Origin of the sequence: Alistipes sp. dk3624, from assembly GCF_009557455.1 — a bacterium.
Classification (GTDB): domain Bacteria; phylum Bacteroidota; class Bacteroidia; order Bacteroidales; family Rikenellaceae; genus Alistipes_A; species Alistipes_A hominis.
In genome coordinates, this window is the sequence record NZ_CP045651.1 from 2,071,170 (window position 1) to 2,089,704 (window position 18,535).

The 18,535-nt window shown below is 58.1% G+C and carries 16 protein-coding genes and 1 tRNA gene; 11 read left to right on the forward strand and 6 right to left on the reverse strand.

Annotated features, from left to right (window positions below):
• Position 1: 1 nt before the first annotated feature.
• A complete protein-coding gene (locus GFH31_RS08770; protein WP_153497791.1) occupies positions 2–634 on the reverse strand; it encodes a LysE family translocator in 633 nt (210 codons plus the stop codon).
• Between the two features lie 29 nt (positions 635–663).
• The gene (locus GFH31_RS08775) at positions 664–1,761 is read right to left on the reverse strand and encodes a peptidoglycan DD-metalloendopeptidase family protein (RefSeq protein WP_153497792.1); all 1,098 of its coding nucleotides are present in this window, start codon (positions 1,759–1,761) and stop codon (positions 664–666) included.
• Positions 1,762–1,957: 196 nt separating this feature from the next.
• On the opposite strand from GFH31_RS08775, the gene trxB reads away from it, so the two are divergent.
• The 9 genes from trxB (at position 1,958) to rnr (ending at position 12,271) form a co-directional block, all read left to right on the forward strand.
• Positions 1,958–2,887 (forward strand): thioredoxin-disulfide reductase, encoded by a 930-nt coding sequence (gene trxB, locus GFH31_RS08780; protein ID WP_101572049.1) that lies wholly within the window; start codon positions 1,958–1,960, stop codon positions 2,885–2,887.
• 11 nt (positions 2,888–2,898) lie between these two features.
• Positions 2,899–3,864 carry an acyltransferase gene (locus GFH31_RS08785; RefSeq protein ID WP_101571750.1) on the forward strand — a complete coding sequence of 322 codons (966 nt, stop codon included), beginning with the start codon at positions 2,899–2,901 and terminating at the stop codon, positions 3,862–3,864.
• 63 nt (positions 3,865–3,927) lie between these two features.
• Entirely contained in the window at positions 3,928–5,769 is a 1,842-nt protein-coding gene (locus tag GFH31_RS08790; protein WP_153497793.1) for a menaquinone biosynthesis decarboxylase, read from the forward strand.
• Between the two features lie 5 nt (positions 5,770–5,774).
• Entirely contained in the window at positions 5,775–6,935 is a 1,161-nt protein-coding gene (locus GFH31_RS08795) for a ComEA family DNA-binding protein (protein ID WP_118655430.1), read from the forward strand.
• Between the two features lie 74 nt (positions 6,936–7,009).
• Positions 7,010–7,201, forward strand: a complete 192-nt coding sequence (rpsU, locus tag GFH31_RS08800; protein WP_055202501.1) for a 30S ribosomal protein S21 — start codon at positions 7,010–7,012, stop codon at positions 7,199–7,201.
• Positions 7,202–7,274: 73 nt separating this feature from the next.
• Positions 7,275–8,216: a tyrosine-type recombinase/integrase gene (locus GFH31_RS08805; RefSeq protein WP_055202499.1), complete on the forward strand. Its 942-nt coding sequence runs from the start codon at positions 7,275–7,277 to the stop codon at positions 8,214–8,216.
• Positions 8,185–8,478 carry a ribosome hibernation-promoting factor, HPF/YfiA family gene (gene hpf / locus GFH31_RS08810; RefSeq protein ID WP_055202497.1) on the forward strand — a complete coding sequence of 98 codons (294 nt, stop codon included), beginning with the start codon at positions 8,185–8,187 and terminating at the stop codon, positions 8,476–8,478. Before GFH31_RS08805 ends, hpf begins: the two co-directional genes overlap by 32 nt.
• Before the next feature lie 138 nt (positions 8,479–8,616).
• Positions 8,617–9,996, forward strand: a complete 1,380-nt coding sequence (locus tag GFH31_RS08815) for a hypothetical protein (protein WP_118457006.1) — start codon at positions 8,617–8,619, stop codon at positions 9,994–9,996.
• Between the two features lie 85 nt (positions 9,997–10,081).
• Positions 10,082–12,271 carry a ribonuclease R gene (rnr, locus tag GFH31_RS08820; protein ID WP_055202494.1) on the forward strand — a complete coding sequence of 730 codons (2,190 nt, stop codon included), beginning with the start codon at positions 10,082–10,084 and terminating at the stop codon, positions 12,269–12,271.
• A gap of 131 nt (positions 12,272–12,402) precedes the next feature.
• Here rnr and polA read toward each other — a convergent pair whose 3' ends face one another.
• From polA to GFH31_RS08840, 4 genes are read right to left on the reverse strand one after another with little or no spacing between them, the layout of a single operon-like run.
• A complete protein-coding gene (gene polA / locus GFH31_RS08825) occupies positions 12,403–15,243 on the reverse strand; it encodes a DNA polymerase I (RefSeq protein WP_153497794.1) in 2,841 nt (946 codons plus the stop codon).
• Between the two features lie 22 nt (positions 15,244–15,265).
• Entirely contained in the window at positions 15,266–15,841 is a 576-nt protein-coding gene (locus tag GFH31_RS08830) for a pentapeptide repeat-containing protein (RefSeq protein WP_172970732.1), read from the reverse strand.
• Positions 15,842–15,852: 11 nt separating this feature from the next.
• Positions 15,853–16,305, reverse strand: a complete 453-nt coding sequence (locus GFH31_RS08835; RefSeq protein WP_055202489.1) for a 6-pyruvoyl trahydropterin synthase family protein — start codon at positions 16,303–16,305, stop codon at positions 15,853–15,855.
• A 4-nt stretch (positions 16,306–16,309) separates the two neighbouring features.
• On the reverse strand, positions 16,310–16,783 hold the full coding sequence (locus tag GFH31_RS08840) for an Lrp/AsnC family transcriptional regulator (protein WP_055202487.1): 474 nt from the start codon (positions 16,781–16,783) through the stop codon (positions 16,310–16,312).
• Between the two features lie 169 nt (positions 16,784–16,952).
• Between GFH31_RS08840 and GFH31_RS08845 the strand changes: the two genes are divergently transcribed.
• Positions 16,953–18,212, forward strand: coding sequence for a phosphoglycerate kinase (locus tag GFH31_RS08845; RefSeq protein ID WP_101571739.1), 1,260 nt, complete (start codon positions 16,953–16,955; stop codon positions 18,210–18,212).
• Positions 18,213–18,436: 224 nt separating this feature from the next.
• Positions 18,437–18,511, forward strand: a tRNA-Val gene (locus GFH31_RS08850).
• Positions 18,512–18,535: the final 24 nt, after the last annotated feature.

Here is an 18,535-nt window from a genome sequence, read left to right on the forward strand (position 1 = left end):
GTCAGTAGAACAGGAACAGCATGGCGATCGTCCAGTAGACTCCGGTCCGGATCCAGGCCAGCGTGGCCGGCGGGATCTGCCGTGCGCCGAACCGTGCGGAGACCCAGTCGGCGACCAGGGCTACGATCGTGAAGATCGTAATCGCTACTGCTGCGAACGTCGTGCCGAGGATCAGGATGTCGATGCGCGGCGTCGCGGATGTTTTGTCGAGGAATTGCGGAAAAAACGCGAGGAAGAAAAGGATGATTTTCGGGTTCAGCAGGTTCATCGTGATTCCCGTCCGGTAGAGCTTGCCGAACGTGCCGGCGGATTCGTTTTGCAGGGTGGCCGTGCTGTCCGCGATGGAGACGGATGCGTCGTTACGGCTTCTGAGCGAAACGATGCCCATATAGATCAGGTAGGCGATTCCCGCGTAACGGATGGCGGCAAACAGGATCGGGGAAGAGGCGATGATCAGCGAGATGCCGAGCGCGGCCAGCGCCGTGTGTACGAACAATCCCGAACAAAGCCCCAAGGCCACCGCGATCCCCGTCTTACGTCCCTGGACGATGCTTTGGGCCATGACAAACAAAATATCCGGACCCGGCATCAGGGTCAGTAACGACGAGGCGACGATAAATTCGAGCAGTTTCATGTGCGGAGCGGTTCAAAATCCGCGGACGGCTATTTGACGCGCAATTTCTGTTTGATCTGCAACAGACTGTTCGGCTTGATCCCGTTCAGTGCGCACAACTTCGAGACGGTCGTCGAGTAATTTACCGCGATGTGCGACAGGGTTTCCCCTTTTTTCACATAGTGGTAGGTCGGCGCGGTTTGTTGCGGCGAGTTGTCTCTCTCGGCGGCTGTCGCGGGCGACGATTCCCGGGGGGCCGTTTTATCCGCCGGTTCGAGGGTCTGGGCAAAAATCGGCTGGTTGCCGTCGCTGTCCGGAATATAAGTCGTCGCGCGTTTTGTCGAGACGCGGATCGCTCCGCCCCGGTTATAACAGTAAAGAGTTTGGTCGCTGCGCAGGCAACGGTTGTCCGGATCGACGAGCAGCGTCGGATTGACCGGTTCGCTGGCGACGCGTACTTCGAAATGGACGTGCTCGGTGGTCGCCCGGCCGGTTCTTCCGGCCAACCCGATCGGGTCGCCGGCTTCGACGACGTCGTTCACCCGGACGAGATTCCGGGACTGGTGCGCATAGACGGTCTCGATGCCGTTGTAATGCCGGATCACGACGAGGTTGCCGTATCCGCTGTACGGTTTCGACATCCGCACGACGCCCGGCATCGCGGCCCGGATCGTGTCGTTCGGGATCGCCTTGATGTCGATACCGGTGTGGTTCGAACGTCCGCGTCGCCCGAACGGGGAGATCAGTTTTCCCGGATACGGATAACAGAATTCCGTCTCCAGCTCGCACAGCGGAACGACCAGTTCGCCCGATTCGGGGAACGGATTGTTATAACGCAACGGGATGCGGACGTTCGCGCTTTCGGTTTCGCCGAAACTCATCTCCGGTCGCGCCTTCAGCGGTTTGATCATCGCTTCCGGACGTTCTACGCCCGGAATTGCGCACACGTTGTTATCGGATTTTAAATTTTCAGAGAGCGAATTGCCGTCGGATTCGGATGTCCGTGCGGAAATATTTTCAGCCACGACTTCCGTTCCGGCCTTTTGCCGCTGCTGTTTTTTCGAACTGCCGAAAAACGATTTTACGGACGAACATCCTGAAAGTAAAATGGTTACGACAATAGATAAGATCAATGAACGCAGTCTCATACGGCGATTTGTTTTTTATGGCTATAAAAATAGGCATTTTTTTCGGGAAATCATAATTTCCGCGACGCCGGCTGCGGCCGGGCCCGTCGCGGCGGAACGAATTCGTCCGGATTCGCGCCGTTTCGAAAATATCCTCTATATTTGTATAATCTGTTTGATTTTTGCAGCTACTTACGCAACGATTAAAAATAACGATATGGAGACCGAAAAAACGAAATGCCTGATCGTCGGCAGCGGGCCGGCGGGTTATACGGCGGCGATTTATGTTTCGCGCGCGGGTTTTACGCCTATCCTTTACGAAGGGATGGCCCCGGGCGGACAGCTTACGACCACGACGCGGATTGAGAATTTTCCGGGATTCCCCGACGGGATCGACGGGGGCGTCCTGATGGAGAATATGAAGCAGCAGGCGATCAGATACGGGGCCGATATCCGGATGGGTGCGGTGACCGGGGTGGATTTCACGATGCGTCCGTTTCGGGTGACCGTCAACGGCGAGAAGCGGATCGAGGCGGAAGCGCTGATTATCGCTACCGGGGCGGAAGCCCGCTACCTGGGTTTGGAGTCCGAACAGCGGTTCCGGGGGATGGGCGTGTCGGCGTGCGCTACGTGCGACGGCTTTTTCTATCGGGGACAGGACGTCGTGGTGGTCGGCGGCGGCGATTCGGCCTGTGAAGAGGCGGCCTATCTCGCGACGATCTGCCGGAAAGTGTATATGATCGTGCGTAAGGATCGTTTCCGGGCGTCGAAGGCGATGCAGGAACGCGTGATGACCACGCCGAACATCGAGATCCGTTTCGAGACCACGACGCAGGAGGTGCTCGGCGACGATTCCGGCGTAACCGGGGTCCGCGTGCGCCGTGCCGACGGTCGGGAGGAAGAACTCGGCGTGACCGGTTTTTTCGTGGCGATCGGGCATCAGCCCAATACGGAGATTTTCAGGGGCTCGCTGGAACTCGACGACGAAGGATATATCAAAACGGCGCCGGGGAGTTGCCGCACGAACATTGTCGGCGTCTTTGCCGCCGGCGACGTGCAGGATCCGCATTACCGGCAGGCGATCACCGCGGCCGGGTCGGGGTGCGCCGCCGCGCTGGAATGCGAACGGTTCCTGTTGCAACTATAAAAGGTCGGGCGATGATCGATCCGAACCGGATTTTTTCTGTCCGCGACGACGAAGAGTTCGACCGGCTGGCGCTGGAAGTGTTCCGCTTCCAGGCGGAGGCTTGTGCGCCGTACCGAGAGTACCTCGGCCTGCTCGGGATCGGGCCGCAATCCGTCGGGCGGGTTTCCGAAATCCCTTTTTTACCGATCGGGGTTTTCAAGAACCGTCGGGTTTATGCGGCCGACCGCGAGCCGGAGACGGTCTTTACCAGTAGCAGCACGACCGGTCAGACGCCGGCGAAACATTATGTCGCCGACCTGGAGCTTTACCGGCAGGCTTTTACGCGCGCTTTCGAACGGTTTTACGGGCCGGTCGGCGAGGTCGCCGTTTTTGCGTTGCTGCCCAGCTACCTCGAACGGGAAGGGTCGTCGTTGATATACATGGCCGACCGGCTGATCCGCGACGGGGCCGGCGGCGGTTTTTATCTGTACGACCACGAGGCCCTGTTGCGCGATATGCGGGCGTGTACGGCGCGGAAAGTGTTGTTGGGAGTGAGTTATGCGCTGTGGGATCTGGCCGAACGGCGTCCGGGACCGCTGTACGATACGGTGGTGATGGAGACCGGCGGCATGAAGGGACACCGCGAGGAATTGCCGCGCGAGGCGTTTCACGAACTGTTGTGCCGGGCGTTCTCCGTACCGTCCGTCCATTCGGAATACGGGATGGCCGAGCTGATGTCGCAGGCCTATTCCGCCGGCGAGGGCATCTTCCGGACGCCGTCGTGGATGCGGGTGTCGGTGCGTGATCTGAACGATCCGTTCTGCACGCTGCCTGCCGGGCGGACGGGCGGGATCAACGTCATCGATCTGGCGAACCTTTATTCGTGTTCTTTCGTACAGACCGAAGACCTCGGCGTCGTGTGCGGCGACGGGGCGTTCCGGATGTTGGGACGTATTTCGGGCAGCGAAATCCGGGGGTGCAACCTGCTGGTGCAGTGATCCGCGCCTTCCGGATCGGTCCGTACGGAGACCGTATCCGAAAGATTTCATTCGAATCGTGCTATGTATAAAAATCTGACCGATTATATCGGGGCGCTCGAACGGGCCGGCGAACTGGCCCGGGTCCGCGTGCCGGTCGATCCGCAGTTTGAGATTGCGGAATTGACCGACCGCGAGTCGAAGCGGCCCGGAGGGGGAAGGGCCCTGCTGTTCGAAAATACCGGGACGGCGTTCCCCGTGCTGACCAACATGATGGGTTCCGACCGCCGGATCGCGATGGCGCTCGGCGTGGAACGGCTCGGAGAGCTTACCGAGCGGATCGACGCGCTGTTCGGCGAATTGACTTCGCCGAAGCCGTCGCTGATGGACAAGTTGCGTATGCTGCCGGTGCTGGAAAAGATGTCGCGCTGGCTGCCGCGCAACCGCGGCGGGCGCGGAGCCTGCCAGCAGGTCGTGCTGACAGGCGAAGAGGCCCGTCTCAGTCTGCTGCCGGTGCTCCGGTGCTGGCCGCACGACGGCGGCCGCTTCGTGACCCTGCCGCTGGTGAATACGGTCGATCCGGACAGCGGCGTGCGCAACGTGGGGATGTACCGGATGCAAATCCTGTCGGAGCATACGACCGGAATGCACTGGCACCTGCATAAGACCGGCGAGCGCCACTACCGCAGGTATGCGGAGCTGGGACGGCGAATGCCGGTGGCGGTGTGTCTGGGCGGCGATCCGGCGTACACTTATGCTGCGACGGCGCCGATGCCCGATAACATGGACGAGTACTTGCTGGCCGGGTTTCTGCGTCGCCGTCCCGTCGAACTGGTGCGCTGCCTGACTTCGGATCTGCGGGTGCCCGGAGACTGCGATTTCGTGATCGAGGGCTATGTCGATCCGGCCGAGCCGAAGACGACCGAAGGACCTTTCGGCGACCATACCGGTTTCTATTCGCTCGAAGACGCTTATCCGGTGTTCCACGTCACGGCCGTTACGCACCGCCGGGGCGCGGTCTATCCGGCGACGATCGTCGGCGTGCCGCCGCAAGAGGACGCTTACATCGCCAAGGCTACCGAAAAGATTTTCCTCGCGCCGATCCGCCGGGCTATGCTTCCGGAGGTCAGGGATCTGTATATGCCCGTGCAGGGTGCGGCCCATAACATTGCGGTCGTCGATATCGTGCGGAACTATCCGGGGCAAGCGTTGAAGGTCGCTTCGTCGTTGTGGGGCGCGGGGCAGATGATGTTCAACAAATACATGGCGGTCGCATCGTCTGGCAGGGACGTCCGCGATCCGGAGGTGTTGCGGCAGTTGCTGCGCCGCGTGCGCGTTCCGGAAGACGTCGTGCTGTCGCGCGGGCCGCTGGATGTGCTCGATCATGCCGCTCCCCGGATGGGGCTCGGCGGAAAACTGGCCTTCGATCTGACCGGGGTCGATCCGGACGGCGCCGTGCCGCCCGTCGGACTGCCGCAGCGGTGGGAAAACTGTTGCGGCGTGGAGAGGGCGGACGATTCGCTGTGCGCGTCGTGGGGCGTGTTGCTGCTCTATGCCGCCTCGTCCGTCGTACCCGATGTTCCTGCGTTTCTGCGACGGAACGGGGTCTCGTACCTGCCGCTGGCCGTCCTGTTGGATGCCGGGGCCTACGGATTTTCCTACGGGGATCTGCTGTGGCTCGCTTCGTCGAACTGCGATCCGTCGCGCGACGTGGCGTTTTCCGGCGGCACGGCGATTTTCGACGCCCGGACGAAAGCCGGCGGAGTGAACGGGTTCGCGCGCCGCTGGCCGAACGTGGTGGCGTCGTCGCCCGAAACGATCGCTCGGGTCGACGCCCGCTGGGAGGAGTACGGGCTCGGGCCGCGGACGGAGTCCCCGTCGCTGCGCTACTTGAAACTGCAACGGCGCGCGTCCGCCGAATACTGAATCCGATGAAAGAGCGTCTGAAAGCGTTGCTGAAGGCCTGGACGGCCTGCTCCGGCCGCGAAGGGAGGCGGATCCTGCTGCTGATTCCGTTGCTGGTGCTGATCGCGCTGCTGTTTCTGTGGCAAGGCAAACCCCGTTTCGAGCGGAGTTTCACGATGTACGGCGATCGGGCGCTCGATTCGTCGTATCGGGCGAAAAATTCCCGTGCGCGGGCGGCTGAGTACCGGACGGATTCCGTCCGACCGTTTCTTTTCGATCCGAATACGGTCGATCGGGACGGGTTGTTGCGTCTGGGTTTTTCGCCGAAACAGGCCGACGGCATCGTGCATTACCGGCAGGCCGGAGCTGTTTTCCGTACGGCCGCCGACTTCGCGCGCTGCCGTATGGTTTCCGACCGGAAGTTCCGCGAATTGTCGCCTTATATCGCGATCCGCGCAGGAGGAAATTTTTCGAAACCGGAGACGGGGACGGATTCCGTCCGGGAGGGGCGGATTCCGGTGCAGGATTCGCTGTTTCTTTTCGATCCGAACACGATCGACCGGGACGGGTTGTTGCGCCTGGGTTTTTCGCCGAAACAGGCCGACGGCATCGTGCATTACCGGCAGGCCGGAGCCGTTTTCCGCACGGCCGCCGACTTCGCGCGCTGCCGTATGGTGTCGGCCGACCGCTACCGAAAACTGGAACCCTATATCCGGATCGATTCGGTTGTCGGGCGCCGCGAAGAACTTCTGGAGAAGCGCGGTGCGTCGGATTCGGTTTCCGGCCCGGTCGAGCTGAACGGAGCCGATTCGGCCGCGTTGGTCGCGGTGAGGGGGATCGGGCCGCTGACGGCCGGCCGAATCGTGCGTTACCGCGAACGGCTCGGCGGATTCGCCCGGATCGGGCAGCTACGCGAGATCGAGGGGATGACCGATGAAAATTATCGCCGCATTTTGCAACAAATTTGGGTAGACAGTAGTAAAATTCAAAAAATTGATATTAACTTTGCACTCCCGTTGCAGTTGAGGGATCATCCCTACCTGCCGGAACGAGTTTTAAACCGGTTATTGAAATACCGACAATTAAAAGGAGGTTGGCGTAGTATAAGAGATTTGACAGAGCAACATATCATTTCGGAGCAGCAGGCTGAGAAGCTCTCTCCGTATCTCTGTTTCAGAGTGCAGTAAACCCGCGCGGGAGCGTCGGTTTACACCGATTTACGAATTTTGATTACTAAAAAATTTAAAACCATTTTTGCAAAATGATTATCATGCCGATCAAAGAGGGCGAAAACATTGAACGCGCACTCAAAAAATTTAAAAGAAAATACGAAAGAACCGGTGTGCTGAAAGAACTCCGTCGCCGCCAATATTTTACGAAGCCGTCCATCACGGCGCGTGAGAACAAGCTGCATGCGATCTACGTCGAGCAGTTGAAGCGGGAGGAAGAATAGTACGCGTGTTTTTATCATAAACGAGACCGTCCGGAACGTAGTTCCGGACGGTTTTTTATTTACCTTTACGGCAATGGACGAATTCCTGACATACCTGCGCGCCGAAAGGCGTTATTCGGAACTGACCGTGAAAGCCTATGGCGACGACATCCGCCGCTTCGCTCGGTTCTGTACGCGGGACGGGGCGGAACCGTTCGACCCGGCGCGGGTGACGGCCGACGATCTGCGGGCTTGGATCGTCTCGCTCGGCGGCACGGAAAAAATGGCGGCACGGAGCATCAACCGGAAAATCTCGTCGGTAAAGGCCTATTTTCGCTACCTTCGCAAGCAACGGATCGTTGAATCGGATCTTTTCGCGCATATCACGGCGCTGAAAACGCCGCAGCGACTGCCGTCGTTCGTCGAAGAAAGCCGGATGCAGCGCATCGTCGCATCGCTGATGCAACCATCCGACGATTTTTCTACGGAACGGGACGCCGTCGTGGTGCTGTTGTTTTACGCGACTGGCATCCGTCTTGCAGAACTGACCGGTATACGGACGGAAGATTTCTCGGACGGATACCGGACGTTGAAGGTGAGGGGCAAAGGAGATAAGGAGCGGATCGTCCCGGTGATCGAGCCGGTAGCCGCGCGGGTACGGCATTATCGGGAGCTGATCGAAGCGCAAAATATTTGTAAAAACGGAAATAATTTCTTAATTTTAACGCAACAAGGAAAGCCGATCGGGCGCAGTGAAGTGTACAATGCGGTGCATGAGGTGCTGAAAGGAGCGGGCGTACAAGGCAAGAGCAGCCCGCATGTGCTGAGGCATACGTTCGCCACTCACCTACTGAACCACGGGGCCGATATCCGAGTGATTCAAGAGCTGCTCGGACACGCCAGTCTCGAAACGACGCAGGTGTACACGCACAACAGCATCGAGAAGCTCAAAGAGATCTATAATCACGCCCATCCGAGGGCTAAAAAAGATAAGGAGGATAATTATGAAAGTGCAGATTCAATCCGTAAAGTTTGATGCCGACCAGAGACTCGTCGACTTCATTCAACACAAAATGGACAAAATGGATCGGTTTGTTGAGGGTGTTCTCTCCGCGCAGGTAAACCTGAAAGTCGACAAAGACGATGAACTGGGCAATAAAGTGGCCGTCGTAAAAATGGATGTCGCCGGCAGCGAATTGGTTGCCGAACGTCGTTGCAAAACTTTTGAAGAAGCGATCGATCAGTGTCTCGACGCTATTAAAAAGCAGATCGATAAGTATAAAGAGAAACACCGTTAGAAAAAACGGACGATATCGTGGCCGTCCCTCCGGATTCCGGGGGGACGGTTTTCGTTTCTGCAGTAAAATCCATATCTTTGTGCAAACGGTTGCATAAGCCGGATGCCTCGCGTATGAGACTAACTTGAATCCGATATTATGAAAAACGATCCGCTGAGATTTTTACTGGTTTTCGCCTGCGTTTGCGGGTGTTCCCGCGCTGTCGGGACCGTCCGTCCGTCGGGGAACGATCCGGAAGCGGTAGCGCCGGTACGCTGGGCCCGGTTCGATCCGGCTCCGGTAAGCGGGAGGTTGGAAGACCGCGTGAGAACGATTCTGTTGAACAGCAACAAATATGCGCTGAACAAGTGGTACGACCAGGTGAAAAAATTGGGAGGCCAGTCGGGCGAATACCTCAATTTCGGCGGGATCCGCGAACATCATATCCGTCCGGTGGCCAGCGAAGCGCTCGCGTTGGCCGTGTCGTTGAAATTCGGGGTGTACGATCCGGCGGTTACCGGCGTTTCTGAAACAGAAGCGGTCGCCAAGGCGGTGCGAATGACTGCCTCGCTCGCGGCGCGGCATCGGGTGAATGCCGGCGACAAAGGCTGGGGACACGAGTGGCAGAGCGCGCTGTGGGCCAGTTTCGCCGCTACGGCGGGTTGGCTGCTGTGGGACGACCTGACGCCGCAGGATCGGGAGCTGGTACGCCGGATGGCCGTCGACGAGGCCGACCGGCTGATCGACTACGAGGTTCCGTATTACAGGGATGCGAACGGGAAAGTGGTCTTCAAGGGGGACAGCAAGGCCGAGGAAAATTCGTGGAACTCGACGATTCTGGTGATCGCCGCCGCGATGATGCCGGAGCATCCGCATTGGAAGGGTTGGTACGATAAGTCGGTCGAGTTGCAGCTTTCGGCCTACGCCGCACCGCAGGATTTGCGCAGTAAACGGAAGATCAATGGTTTCAGACTGAACGAAATCCTGCGCGGCAGCAATGTGGATGCTTACGGAATCGTGGTCAACCACAATATCCTGCATCCGGATTACATGACCGCTTTCATGCACAACGGGTACAACGCTTGGATCTGGCGGTTGGCGGGTCTGCGGATGCCGCGGGCGACGGTTTACAACGGCGATTTACTGTACCGGACGCTGGCGCTCCGCCCGGTCGGCGACGGTCGCACGATGTACGTGCGCGGCGATAAAGGGGAGGCGACTCCGCAGATTTACTACCCCGAAGGCAACGACTGGGGGTACGGCCGCCAGGCGAATTTTCTGATGATGGACGTGATGGCGATGGCTTTCGGCTGGGACAAGGGTTTCGACGTCCCGGCGTCGGCCTGGGCGGACGTGCGGGCGCAGGAGATGTTGCGGATGCAGGCCCGCGATACGACGGGACAGTATTACCAGCAGCGGCAGGAAGACTTTTATCCGTCGCGCGAGGAGTGGGTCGCCTACCATGCGGCGTTCTGCTACCTCGGCCTGTGGATGAAAGATCGCGGACTGCACCGCTTTACGGACGGGAAAATCCGCTGATCCGCAGTTTCGTACAAATTCTTCCGACTGTTTTGGAAGAATGCGAACTATTTGCCTAACTTTGTACCTGTTTAAAAGAGAGATTATGGCAAAAGGAAAAAAGACCTCCGGCAAGGAAAAAGGTCTGTACACCGATCCCGCAACGCTGATCATGGAGCTATTCCGCACGTTGCCGGACAAACGTTATTCGGTGAAAAGTCTGAGTGCGGCCGCCGGAGCCGCGACCCGGGAGCAGAAAGATCAGGTGCGCGCGATCGTGCACGACTTTCTCAGGCAAGGAGTGATCCGTCAGGTATCCGAGGGAAAATACAGTCTCAGCGGTTCGCAGCGCGAAACGGTCGAAGGAACGGTCGATATGACCTCTTCGGGCGCGCTTTACGTGATCGTCGAAGGGATGGACAAGGATGTTTACGTCAATGCGTCGCGCGCCGGACATGCGCTGCACGGCGACCGGGTGAAAGTGGCCATTACGCGTAAGGGGCGCGGCGGAAATCCCGAAGGGGAGGTCGTCGAAGTGATCGAGCGCTCGCCGAAAAAGTACGTCGGCGTGGTCGAACGTTCCGATAATTTCGCTTTCGTGCATGTCGACAGCCGTAAGATGGCGCACGATATTTTTATTCCCGAACGTTCGCTGAACGGTGCGAAACAGGGGCAGAAAGTGCTGGTCAACATTGTCGGCTGGCCCGATACGATGAAGAGTCCCGAAGGGGAGATCGTCGACGTGTTCGGCACTCCGGGGAACAACAATACCGAAATGCATGCGATTCTGGCCGAATTCGATCTGCCGTACAGTTATCCGCAAGAGGTCGAACAGCAGGCCGAGAAGATTCCCGATACGATCGATGCGAAGGAGATCGCCCGCCGGCGCGATATGCGCGGCGTGACGACCTTTACGATCGACCCGGCCGATGCGAAGGATTTCGACGACGCGCTTTCGATCCGGCGCCTGCCGAACGGTAATTTCGAAGTCGGCGTACACATTGCCGACGTGACGCACTACGTGCATCCGGGCGATATGATCGACGCCGAGGGACAGTCCCGCGCCACGTCGGTCTACCTGGTCGACCGAACGGTGCCGATGCTGCCCGAACGGTTGTCGAACGGACTGTGCTCGCTGCGCCCGAACGAAGAAAAACTGTGTTTCTCGGCGATTTTCGAGCTGAGCCCCGAAGCCGAAGTGCAGCAGGAATGGTTCGGGCGGACGGTGATTTATTCCGACCGCCGGTTCACTTATCAGGAAGCGCAGGACGTGATCGAAACGGGACGAGGCGATCTGTCCGACGAAATCCTGCTGCTGAACGACCTGGCTCAAAAGTTGCGCGCCGAGCGTTTCCGCAACGGTTCGATCAATTTCGAGCGCGACGAGGCGAAGTTCGAACTGGACGAGAACGGCAAACCGCTGCGCGTTTATTTCAAGGAGATCAAAGAGTCGAACCAACTGATCGAGGAGTTCATGTTGCTGGCCAATCGCAAGGTGGCCGAATTCGTAGGCCGCAAGCGCAAAGGAGTGCAGAACAGCGATCGCACGTTCGTATACCGGATTCACGACAAGCCCAACACCGATAAAATGGCGCAGTTCCGCAGTTTCGTAACGCGGTTCGGCTATCAGATGAAGGCGCAGGGAAACAAGGCCGTGGCGAAGGAGATCAACCGGCTGATGAAGAAAATACACGGCCGTAAGGAAGAGAACATCATTTCGACGTTGGCGATCCGTTCGATGGCCAAAGCGACCTATTCGACCGACAATATCGGGCACTACGGGCTGGCGTTCGACTATTATACGCATTTTACTTCGCCGATCCGTCGTTATCCGGATATGATGGTGCACCGTTTGCTCGCGCACTACCTGGCCGGCGGAAAGTCCGAGGATAAGGAGTATTACGAACGCCTGTGCGAGCATTCGTCGGCGATGGAGGTGCGTGCCGCCGATGCCGAACGGGCCTCGATCAAGTACAAAATGGTCGAATTCATGCTCGACAAGCTCGATCAGGAGTTCGACGGCCATATTTCGGGCATTACCGAGTGGGGCATTTACGTCGAGTTGGAGGATACGAAGATCGAAGGGATGGTCGCGCTGCGCGACATGACCGACGATTTTTACGTGTTCGACGAGGAGAATTACGCGGTTCGCGGGCGCGAGCACAAGCGGACGTTTACCCTGGGCGACGAAGTGCGCATCCGCGTGACGCGGGCCGATCTGCAACGCAAGCAGCTCGATTTCGACCTCGTGGCATCGTATGATTTCGATACGAAAGAGGCGATTCGGGTCGAATAACGGCGCGGGAAGGCGCGCGGTTCCCGAAACGGAACGCAACGCAAACGGCCGGAGCGATATCGCTCCGGCCGTTTGCGTTGCAGGCGGTTTTGTCCGGTTTTCCCGGTCGTCCGTCAGATTTTCAGGGGAAGTCAATGGGCCTCGACCCAGTTCTTCCCGATACCGCAGTCGGCGATCAGCGCTACTTTGAGTCGCGCGGCGTTCTCCATGCAACGGACGACCAGTTCGCGCACTTCGTCTTCTTCGCTTTTCAGCAGGTCGATGACCAGTTCGTCGTGTACCTGCAGGATGATGCGCGACAGCAGTCCGCGTTCGCGCAACTCGCGGTGTACGGCGATCATCGCCAGTTTCATGATGTCGGCCGCGCCGCCCTGGATCGGGGCGTTGATCGCGTTGCGCTCGGCCAGCCCGCGGACGACCGCATTGCCCGAACGGATGTCCGGCAGCATCCGCTTGCGTCCGAACAGCGTGCTGACGTAGCCGGTTTCGCGGGCTTTGCTTACCACGTCCTCCATGTATTTTTTGACGCCCGGGAAGGTGGCGAAATATCCGTCGATGATCGCTTTCGCTTCGGTGCGCGGAATTTGCAGCCGTTGGGCGAGCCCGAAAGCGGAGATGCCGTAAATGATGCCGAAGTTGGCCGTTTTGGCCTGCCGCCGCTGTTCGCGCGTTACGTCGGCCGGAGCGACGCCGAAGATTCGCGCGGCGGTCGCCGTGTGGATATCGGCATCGTGCGCGAAGGCGTCGATCATGACCGCGTCGCCGCTCAAGTGCGCCATCAGCCGCAGTTCGACCTGCGAATAGTCGGCCGAGAGCAGCAGGTGTTCGTCGTCCGACGGTACGAACGCCTTGCGGATCTCGCGGCCCTGTTCGTCGCGCACCGGGATGTTTTGCAGGTTCGGGTTCGTCGAACTGAGCCGCCCGGTTGCGGTGACGGCTTGGTTGAACGAGGTGTGGATGCGTCCGGTCTGCGGATTGATCAGTTGCGGCAGCGCTTCGACGTAGGTCGAAAGCAGCTTGCGCAGGCCGCGGTATTCGAGAATCAGTCCGACGACCGGGTGGCGGTCGGAGAGCATCTGCAGGTACTCCTCGTCGGTGCGATATTGTTTGGTTTTGGTCTTGCGCGGGTTCGGGTCGATCTTCAGCCGGGCGAACAGCGCCTCGCCCAGTTGTTTGGCCGAGTTGACATTCAGCGACGGATCGCCGCACAGTTCCCGGATGCGTTCTTCGAGTCCGACAAGTTGTCCGGAGAGCTCGCGGCCCGAGGCCGCCAGCGTTTCGGCGTCGATCTTTACGCCGGTCATCTCGATATCGGCCAGCACGCGGATCAGCGGTTCCTCGATCGTCCGGTACAGTTCTTCGAGTCCGGCCTGTTGCAACTGCGGCCATAGGCGCAGTTGCAGCCGCAGCGTCACGTCGGCGTCTTCGGCGGCGTAAGCGGCCGCTTTTTCGATCGGCACGCGGTCCATCGTGATCTGGCGGACCCCTTTGCCGATCAACTCTTCGATCGGTACCGGCGAATAGTTCAGCAGCGTGCGGGCGAGGTGATCCATGCCGTGCCGGGATTCGGGGTCCAGCAGGTAGTGGATAATCATCGTGTCGTAAAGCATACCGCGCACCTCGGTGCCGGCGCTGCGCAGCATCATGATGTCGAATTTGACGTTCTGCCCGATTTTAGCGATTCGCTCGTCTTCGAAAACCGGGCGTAGCGTGTCGATGATTCTTTTCGTGTTTTCCGGGTTGCACGGGATGTACCAGGCTTCGTGCGGTTCGACGGCGACCGAAATACCGACCAGCCGGTCGCCGAATACGTTGAAGCCGGTGGTTTCGGTGTCGAAACAGAATTCACGGACGGCGGCGAGCCGGTCGCGCAGCGCTTCGAGCGCTTGCTGCGTTTCGACGATGTGGTAGGTGTGCGCGACGGTGTCGATCGTTTCGTAGGTGTTTGCGCCGAACAGGTCGGCCTGTCCGGAACTCCCGCCTGCCGTTTGTTCGAGCGCCGAGAACAGGTTCGGAGCCCCGGTCGTCTGGGGAGCGGAAGGCGAAACGCCGGATTTGGGCCGCGCGGGTTTGCCGTCCGTCGGAATGCCGGCGTCGGGATGTCCTTGCCGCATTTCCTGCAGCAGCGAGCGAAAACCCAGTTCCTGGAAAACCTCGGCCAGACGGTCGGCGTCCGGCGATTCCATGACCATTTTTTCGGGTTCGAAAGCCACCGGAACGTGCTGTTCGATGGTCGCCAGCCGTTTGGCCAGCAGGATTTGTTCGCGCAATCGTTCGATATTCTCCCGCTGTTTGCCGGAGAGTTTTTCGGTATTGTCGAGCAGGTTCTCGACCGTACCGTACTGGCAGATCAACTTCACGGCGCTCTTCTCGCCGATGCCCGGCACGCCCGGGATGTTGTCCGAGGCATCGCCCCACAGCGCGAGAATGTCGATTACTTGTTTTGGGTCGTCGATGCCGTAGTGCTCGCAGACCTGTTCGCAGCCGATGATTTCGACTCCTTCGTTGCCGCCTTTGCGTTGTTTGTAGATATAGACGTTCGGACGGATCAACTGGCCATAGTCCTTGTCCGGTGTGACCATGAACACTTCGAATCCGGCTTCGGCCGCTTCGCGCGACAGCGTGCCGATCACGTCGTCGGCTTCGTATCCGGGGACTTCGATCACCGGGATTCGCATCGCTTCGAGGAACTCCTTAATGTACGGAACCGAGACGATGATGTCCTCCGGCGTTTCGCCGCGGTTGGCTTTGTAGTCGGCGAACAGTTCGTGCCGGAAATTGCCGCCCGGCGGATCGAACGCCACGCCGAGGTAGTGCGGGTTTTCGCGGCGAATGATCTCGTTGATGTAGCGGACGAAGCCGAAAACAGCCGAGGTGTTGACGCCGTCGGCGTTCCGCATCGGACGACCAATGAATGCGTAATAGAATCGGAATATCAGCGCGTAAGCGTCGATCAGGAATAGTTTTTTCATCTTTTCGTTTGCGGGCCGGGCGTCATTCGATTACGATGCCGTATCCGGAGAGCAGTCCGGCCAGGTTATAGGTTGAAAATTTGGCTTTCCGCAGGTTGTTCTGCGCCGGGTCGATCGCGAATTCCGATGCTGAGCGGAAGTCCGCCCCTTTCAGCGTGCAGCGATCGAACACGGTTCCCGGCAAGGAGCAGTCGTCGAACGAGGCGCCCGTCAGGTCGCTTTCGGTGAAAAAGCAGTCGTTCAGGACGCTTTTCGAAAACGGCGTTCCGGACATTTTGCGTTTGCGGAACGAACAGTTGTCCAGTTTCGAATGCCGGAAATCTACCGAGAATCCCAGGGCTTCGCACTGGCCGAAATCCGCGCCGGACAATTGGCACTCTTCGAAAACGGCGCTTTGCAGATGGACTCGTTTCAGGTCGGGAACCACGAAACGGCATAACCGGAAAGCGCATCCGGTGAACAGCGCCCCCGACAGGTTTACGTACGAAAAATCGCACTCCGTAAAGCTGCATCGTTCGAATTCGGCCCCTGACAGGTTTTCGAAAGGGAATTCCTCTTTCGAAAACGTTTTTTGAAGATAGACGACGGGCTGCTGCATGGCGGTCGGAATTAACGGTTGTCCGAGCGGAACCATTCGGCGAACGAAGTGGCCGTTTCGTGCAGGCGGATCGAAAACAGTTCGACCCCTGCCGGCAGCTCTTTTTCGATCGCGGCGGCGAAACGGGCGACCATGTTCTCGCAGGTCGGCTGGTAGTCGACGACTTCGATTTTTGCGTAGTTGCCGCGCAGCGTTCGGATCAGTTCGCCGTTATCGGCGGTCGCCCGCATGACCAGCGCATGGTCGTACCGGTCGACGATCAGCCGTCCCACGATCCGTTTCAACTCGCCGAAATCCATTACCATGCCGTATTTCGGTTCGGCGGCGTCGGCGACCGGCTCGCCTTTTACCGTGACGAACAACTTGTAGGAATGGCCGTGGATTTCGCGGCACGGACCGTCGTATCCGGCCAGCGTATGGGCCATTTCGAACGAAAATTCCTTGGTAAGTCGAATTGCTGCCATCGTGTTATTCCTCCAGATCGGGTATTTCCACCTGCCGGTCGAACGATTCGATCAGCGAGATGAACGTTTCGGTTTGCGAGACTTCGGGCAGTTTCAGGATATGGTCGAAGATCGTATGCATCAGGTGTTCGTTGTTCGTGCAGTAGAGCTTGATCAGGATGTTGTATTTGCCCGTAATGAAATGACATTCGGTGATTTCAGGTATTTTGCGCAGGTGTTCGACCGTCTGTACGGTTTTCGTCGGGTCGGAGATCCGGATGCCGATGATCGCACAGACGTCGTAGCCCATCGCTTTCGGATTTACCTGTAACCGGGAGCCGAGGATGACGCCGGCGTCTTCCAGCTTTTTGACCCGTTGGTGGATGGCTGCTCCCGAAACGCCGCATTCCCGCGCGATCTCGAGGAATGGCATCCGTGCGTTTTTGATCAGAAATCCCAGTATCTTGCGGTCGACTGCATCCAGTGAAATTTTTGCCATATTCCTCCTTTCGTAAATTTCGGGCCTTTCCACCCAAGTTAATTATAAGCAAAGTTACGTTTTTCCCTGAAAAAATTCTAATAAAGTGGAAAAAATATCGAGACATTGCTTAACTTTGGGGAATTCTTAAAGATATTTAAAAAGTTTAACCTAATAATTTTTTGGTATTATGCAATCGATCGACAGCTACGATTTCAAGGGTAAGCGCGCGATTATCCGCGTGGACTTCAACGTGCCCCTGAACGAAAAACTCGAAATTACCGACGATACCCGCATCCGTGCGGCGATCCCCACCATCAAGAAGGTGCTGGCCGAAGGCGGTTCCGCCATTCTGATGTCGCACCTGGGACGTCCGAAAAAAGGCCCGGAAGACAAGTTCTCGCTGAAGAACATCATCCCGGGAATCGAAGCCCGTCTGGGCGTGAAAGTCGATTTCGCCGGCGACTGCATGGGCGAAGAAGCTGCCAAGAAGGCCGCTGCGCTGAAACCCGGACAGGTGTTGTTGCTCGAAAACCTCCGTTTCTACGCCGAGGAAGAGGGCAAACCGCGCGGACTGTCGGAGAATGCGACCGACGAGGAGAAAGCCGCTGCAAAAAAAGCGTTGAAGGCGAGCCAGAAAGAGTTTACCAAACGCTTGGCCTCCTATGCCGACTGTTATATCAACGACGCGTTCGGAACGGCGCATCGCGCGCATGCTTCGACGGCGTTGATCGCCGAATACTTCCCGAACGACAAGATGTTCGGTTACGTGATGCTCGGCGAGCTGAAAGCGATCGACAAAGTGCTCGAAGCGCCGGCCCGTCCGTTTACGGCCATTCTCGGCGGATCGAAGGTTTCCACCAAGATCAGCGTGATCGAAAACCTGATGAAACGCGTGGACAATCTGATCCTCGGCGGCGGTATGACCTATACGTTCAAAGCCGCCCTCGGCGGTAAGGTCGGAACCAGCATCTGCGAGCCCGATCAGTTCGAAACGGCGCTCGGCATCCTGGCCAAGGCCAAAGAGATGAACGTCAAGATCTACCTCGCCGAAGACGCCGTTTGCGGAAAAGAGTTCAAGAACGATACCGAAACTCAGATCGCTCCGTCGAATGCGATTCCGGACGGTTGGGAAGGTCTCGACATCGGCCCGAAAGCCATCGCCGAGTTTACGAAGGTGATCGCCGAATCGAAGACGATCCTGTGGAACGGCCCGGTGGGCGTGTTCGAAATGGATAACTTTGCCAAAGGGTCGCGCGCGATTGCCGATGCAATCGTGGCGGCTACCAAGAAAGGCGCTTATTCGCTGATCGGCGGCGGCGACTCGGTTGCCTGCATCAACAAGTTCGGTCTGGCCGACCAGGTAAGCTATGTTTCGACCGGCGGTGGCGCCCTGCTCGAATACATGGAAGGAATCGAACTGCCGGGCGTAGCTGCGATTCGCAAGTAAGTTATCGCGCAGCCTGCCGATTTGAAAAATACCGGAGAGACCGTGTCTTTCCGGTATTTTTCGTTTTGCACCTCCGCGCTTTCGTGTCTTCCGCCTGCGTGCAATCGCTCCTCCGGGCGTAAAAATTTCAAAAAAATCTCCCGGATATTTGGAGGAATAAATATTTTGCCTATCTTTGCACTCGCAATCGGGAATAAGACGGTTGCCGACGTTCATAAGCATTCGGGAGTATAGCTCAGCTGGTTCAGAGCATCTGCCTTACAAGCAGAGGGTCCGGGGTTCGAATCCCTGTGCTCCCACAGCAGTTAAAGTCGAAAAGGTTT

What these genes read in the sequence shown, in the direction of transcription:
- GFH31_RS08770 (WP_153497791.1), bottom strand. Translation starts at nt 634, where the DNA reads ATGAAACTGCTCGAATTTATCGTCGCCTCGTCGTTACTGACCCTGATG.
- GFH31_RS08775 (WP_153497792.1), bottom strand. Translation starts at nt 1,761, where the DNA reads ATGAGACTGCGTTCATTGATCTTATCTATTGTCGTAACCATTTTACTT.
- trxB (WP_101572049.1), top strand. Translation starts at nt 1,958, where the DNA reads ATGGAGACCGAAAAAACGAAATGCCTGATCGTCGGCAGCGGGCCGGCG.
- GFH31_RS08785 (WP_101571750.1), top strand. Translation starts at nt 2,899, where the DNA reads ATGATCGATCCGAACCGGATTTTTTCTGTCCGCGACGACGAAGAGTTC.
- GFH31_RS08790 (WP_153497793.1), top strand. Translation starts at nt 3,928, where the DNA reads ATGTATAAAAATCTGACCGATTATATCGGGGCGCTCGAACGGGCCGGC.
- GFH31_RS08795 (WP_118655430.1), top strand. Translation starts at nt 5,775, where the DNA reads ATGAAAGAGCGTCTGAAAGCGTTGCTGAAGGCCTGGACGGCCTGCTCC.
- rpsU (WP_055202501.1), top strand. Translation starts at nt 7,010, where the DNA reads ATGATTATCATGCCGATCAAAGAGGGCGAAAACATTGAACGCGCACTC.
- GFH31_RS08805 (WP_055202499.1), top strand. Translation starts at nt 7,275, where the DNA reads ATGGACGAATTCCTGACATACCTGCGCGCCGAAAGGCGTTATTCGGAA.
- hpf (WP_055202497.1), top strand. Translation starts at nt 8,185, where the DNA reads ATGAAAGTGCAGATTCAATCCGTAAAGTTTGATGCCGACCAGAGACTC.
- GFH31_RS08815 (WP_118457006.1), top strand. Translation starts at nt 8,617, where the DNA reads ATGAAAAACGATCCGCTGAGATTTTTACTGGTTTTCGCCTGCGTTTGC.
- rnr (WP_055202494.1), top strand. Translation starts at nt 10,082, where the DNA reads ATGGCAAAAGGAAAAAAGACCTCCGGCAAGGAAAAAGGTCTGTACACC.
- polA (WP_153497794.1), bottom strand. Translation starts at nt 15,243, where the DNA reads ATGAAAAAACTATTCCTGATCGACGCTTACGCGCTGATATTCCGATTC.
- GFH31_RS08830 (WP_172970732.1), bottom strand. Translation starts at nt 15,841, where the DNA reads ATGCAGCAGCCCGTCGTCTATCTTCAAAAAACGTTTTCGAAAGAGGAA.
- GFH31_RS08835 (WP_055202489.1), bottom strand. Translation starts at nt 16,305, where the DNA reads ATGGCAGCAATTCGACTTACCAAGGAATTTTCGTTCGAAATGGCCCAT.
- GFH31_RS08840 (WP_055202487.1), bottom strand. Translation starts at nt 16,783, where the DNA reads ATGGCAAAAATTTCACTGGATGCAGTCGACCGCAAGATACTGGGATTT.
- GFH31_RS08845 (WP_101571739.1), top strand. Translation starts at nt 16,953, where the DNA reads ATGCAATCGATCGACAGCTACGATTTCAAGGGTAAGCGCGCGATTATC.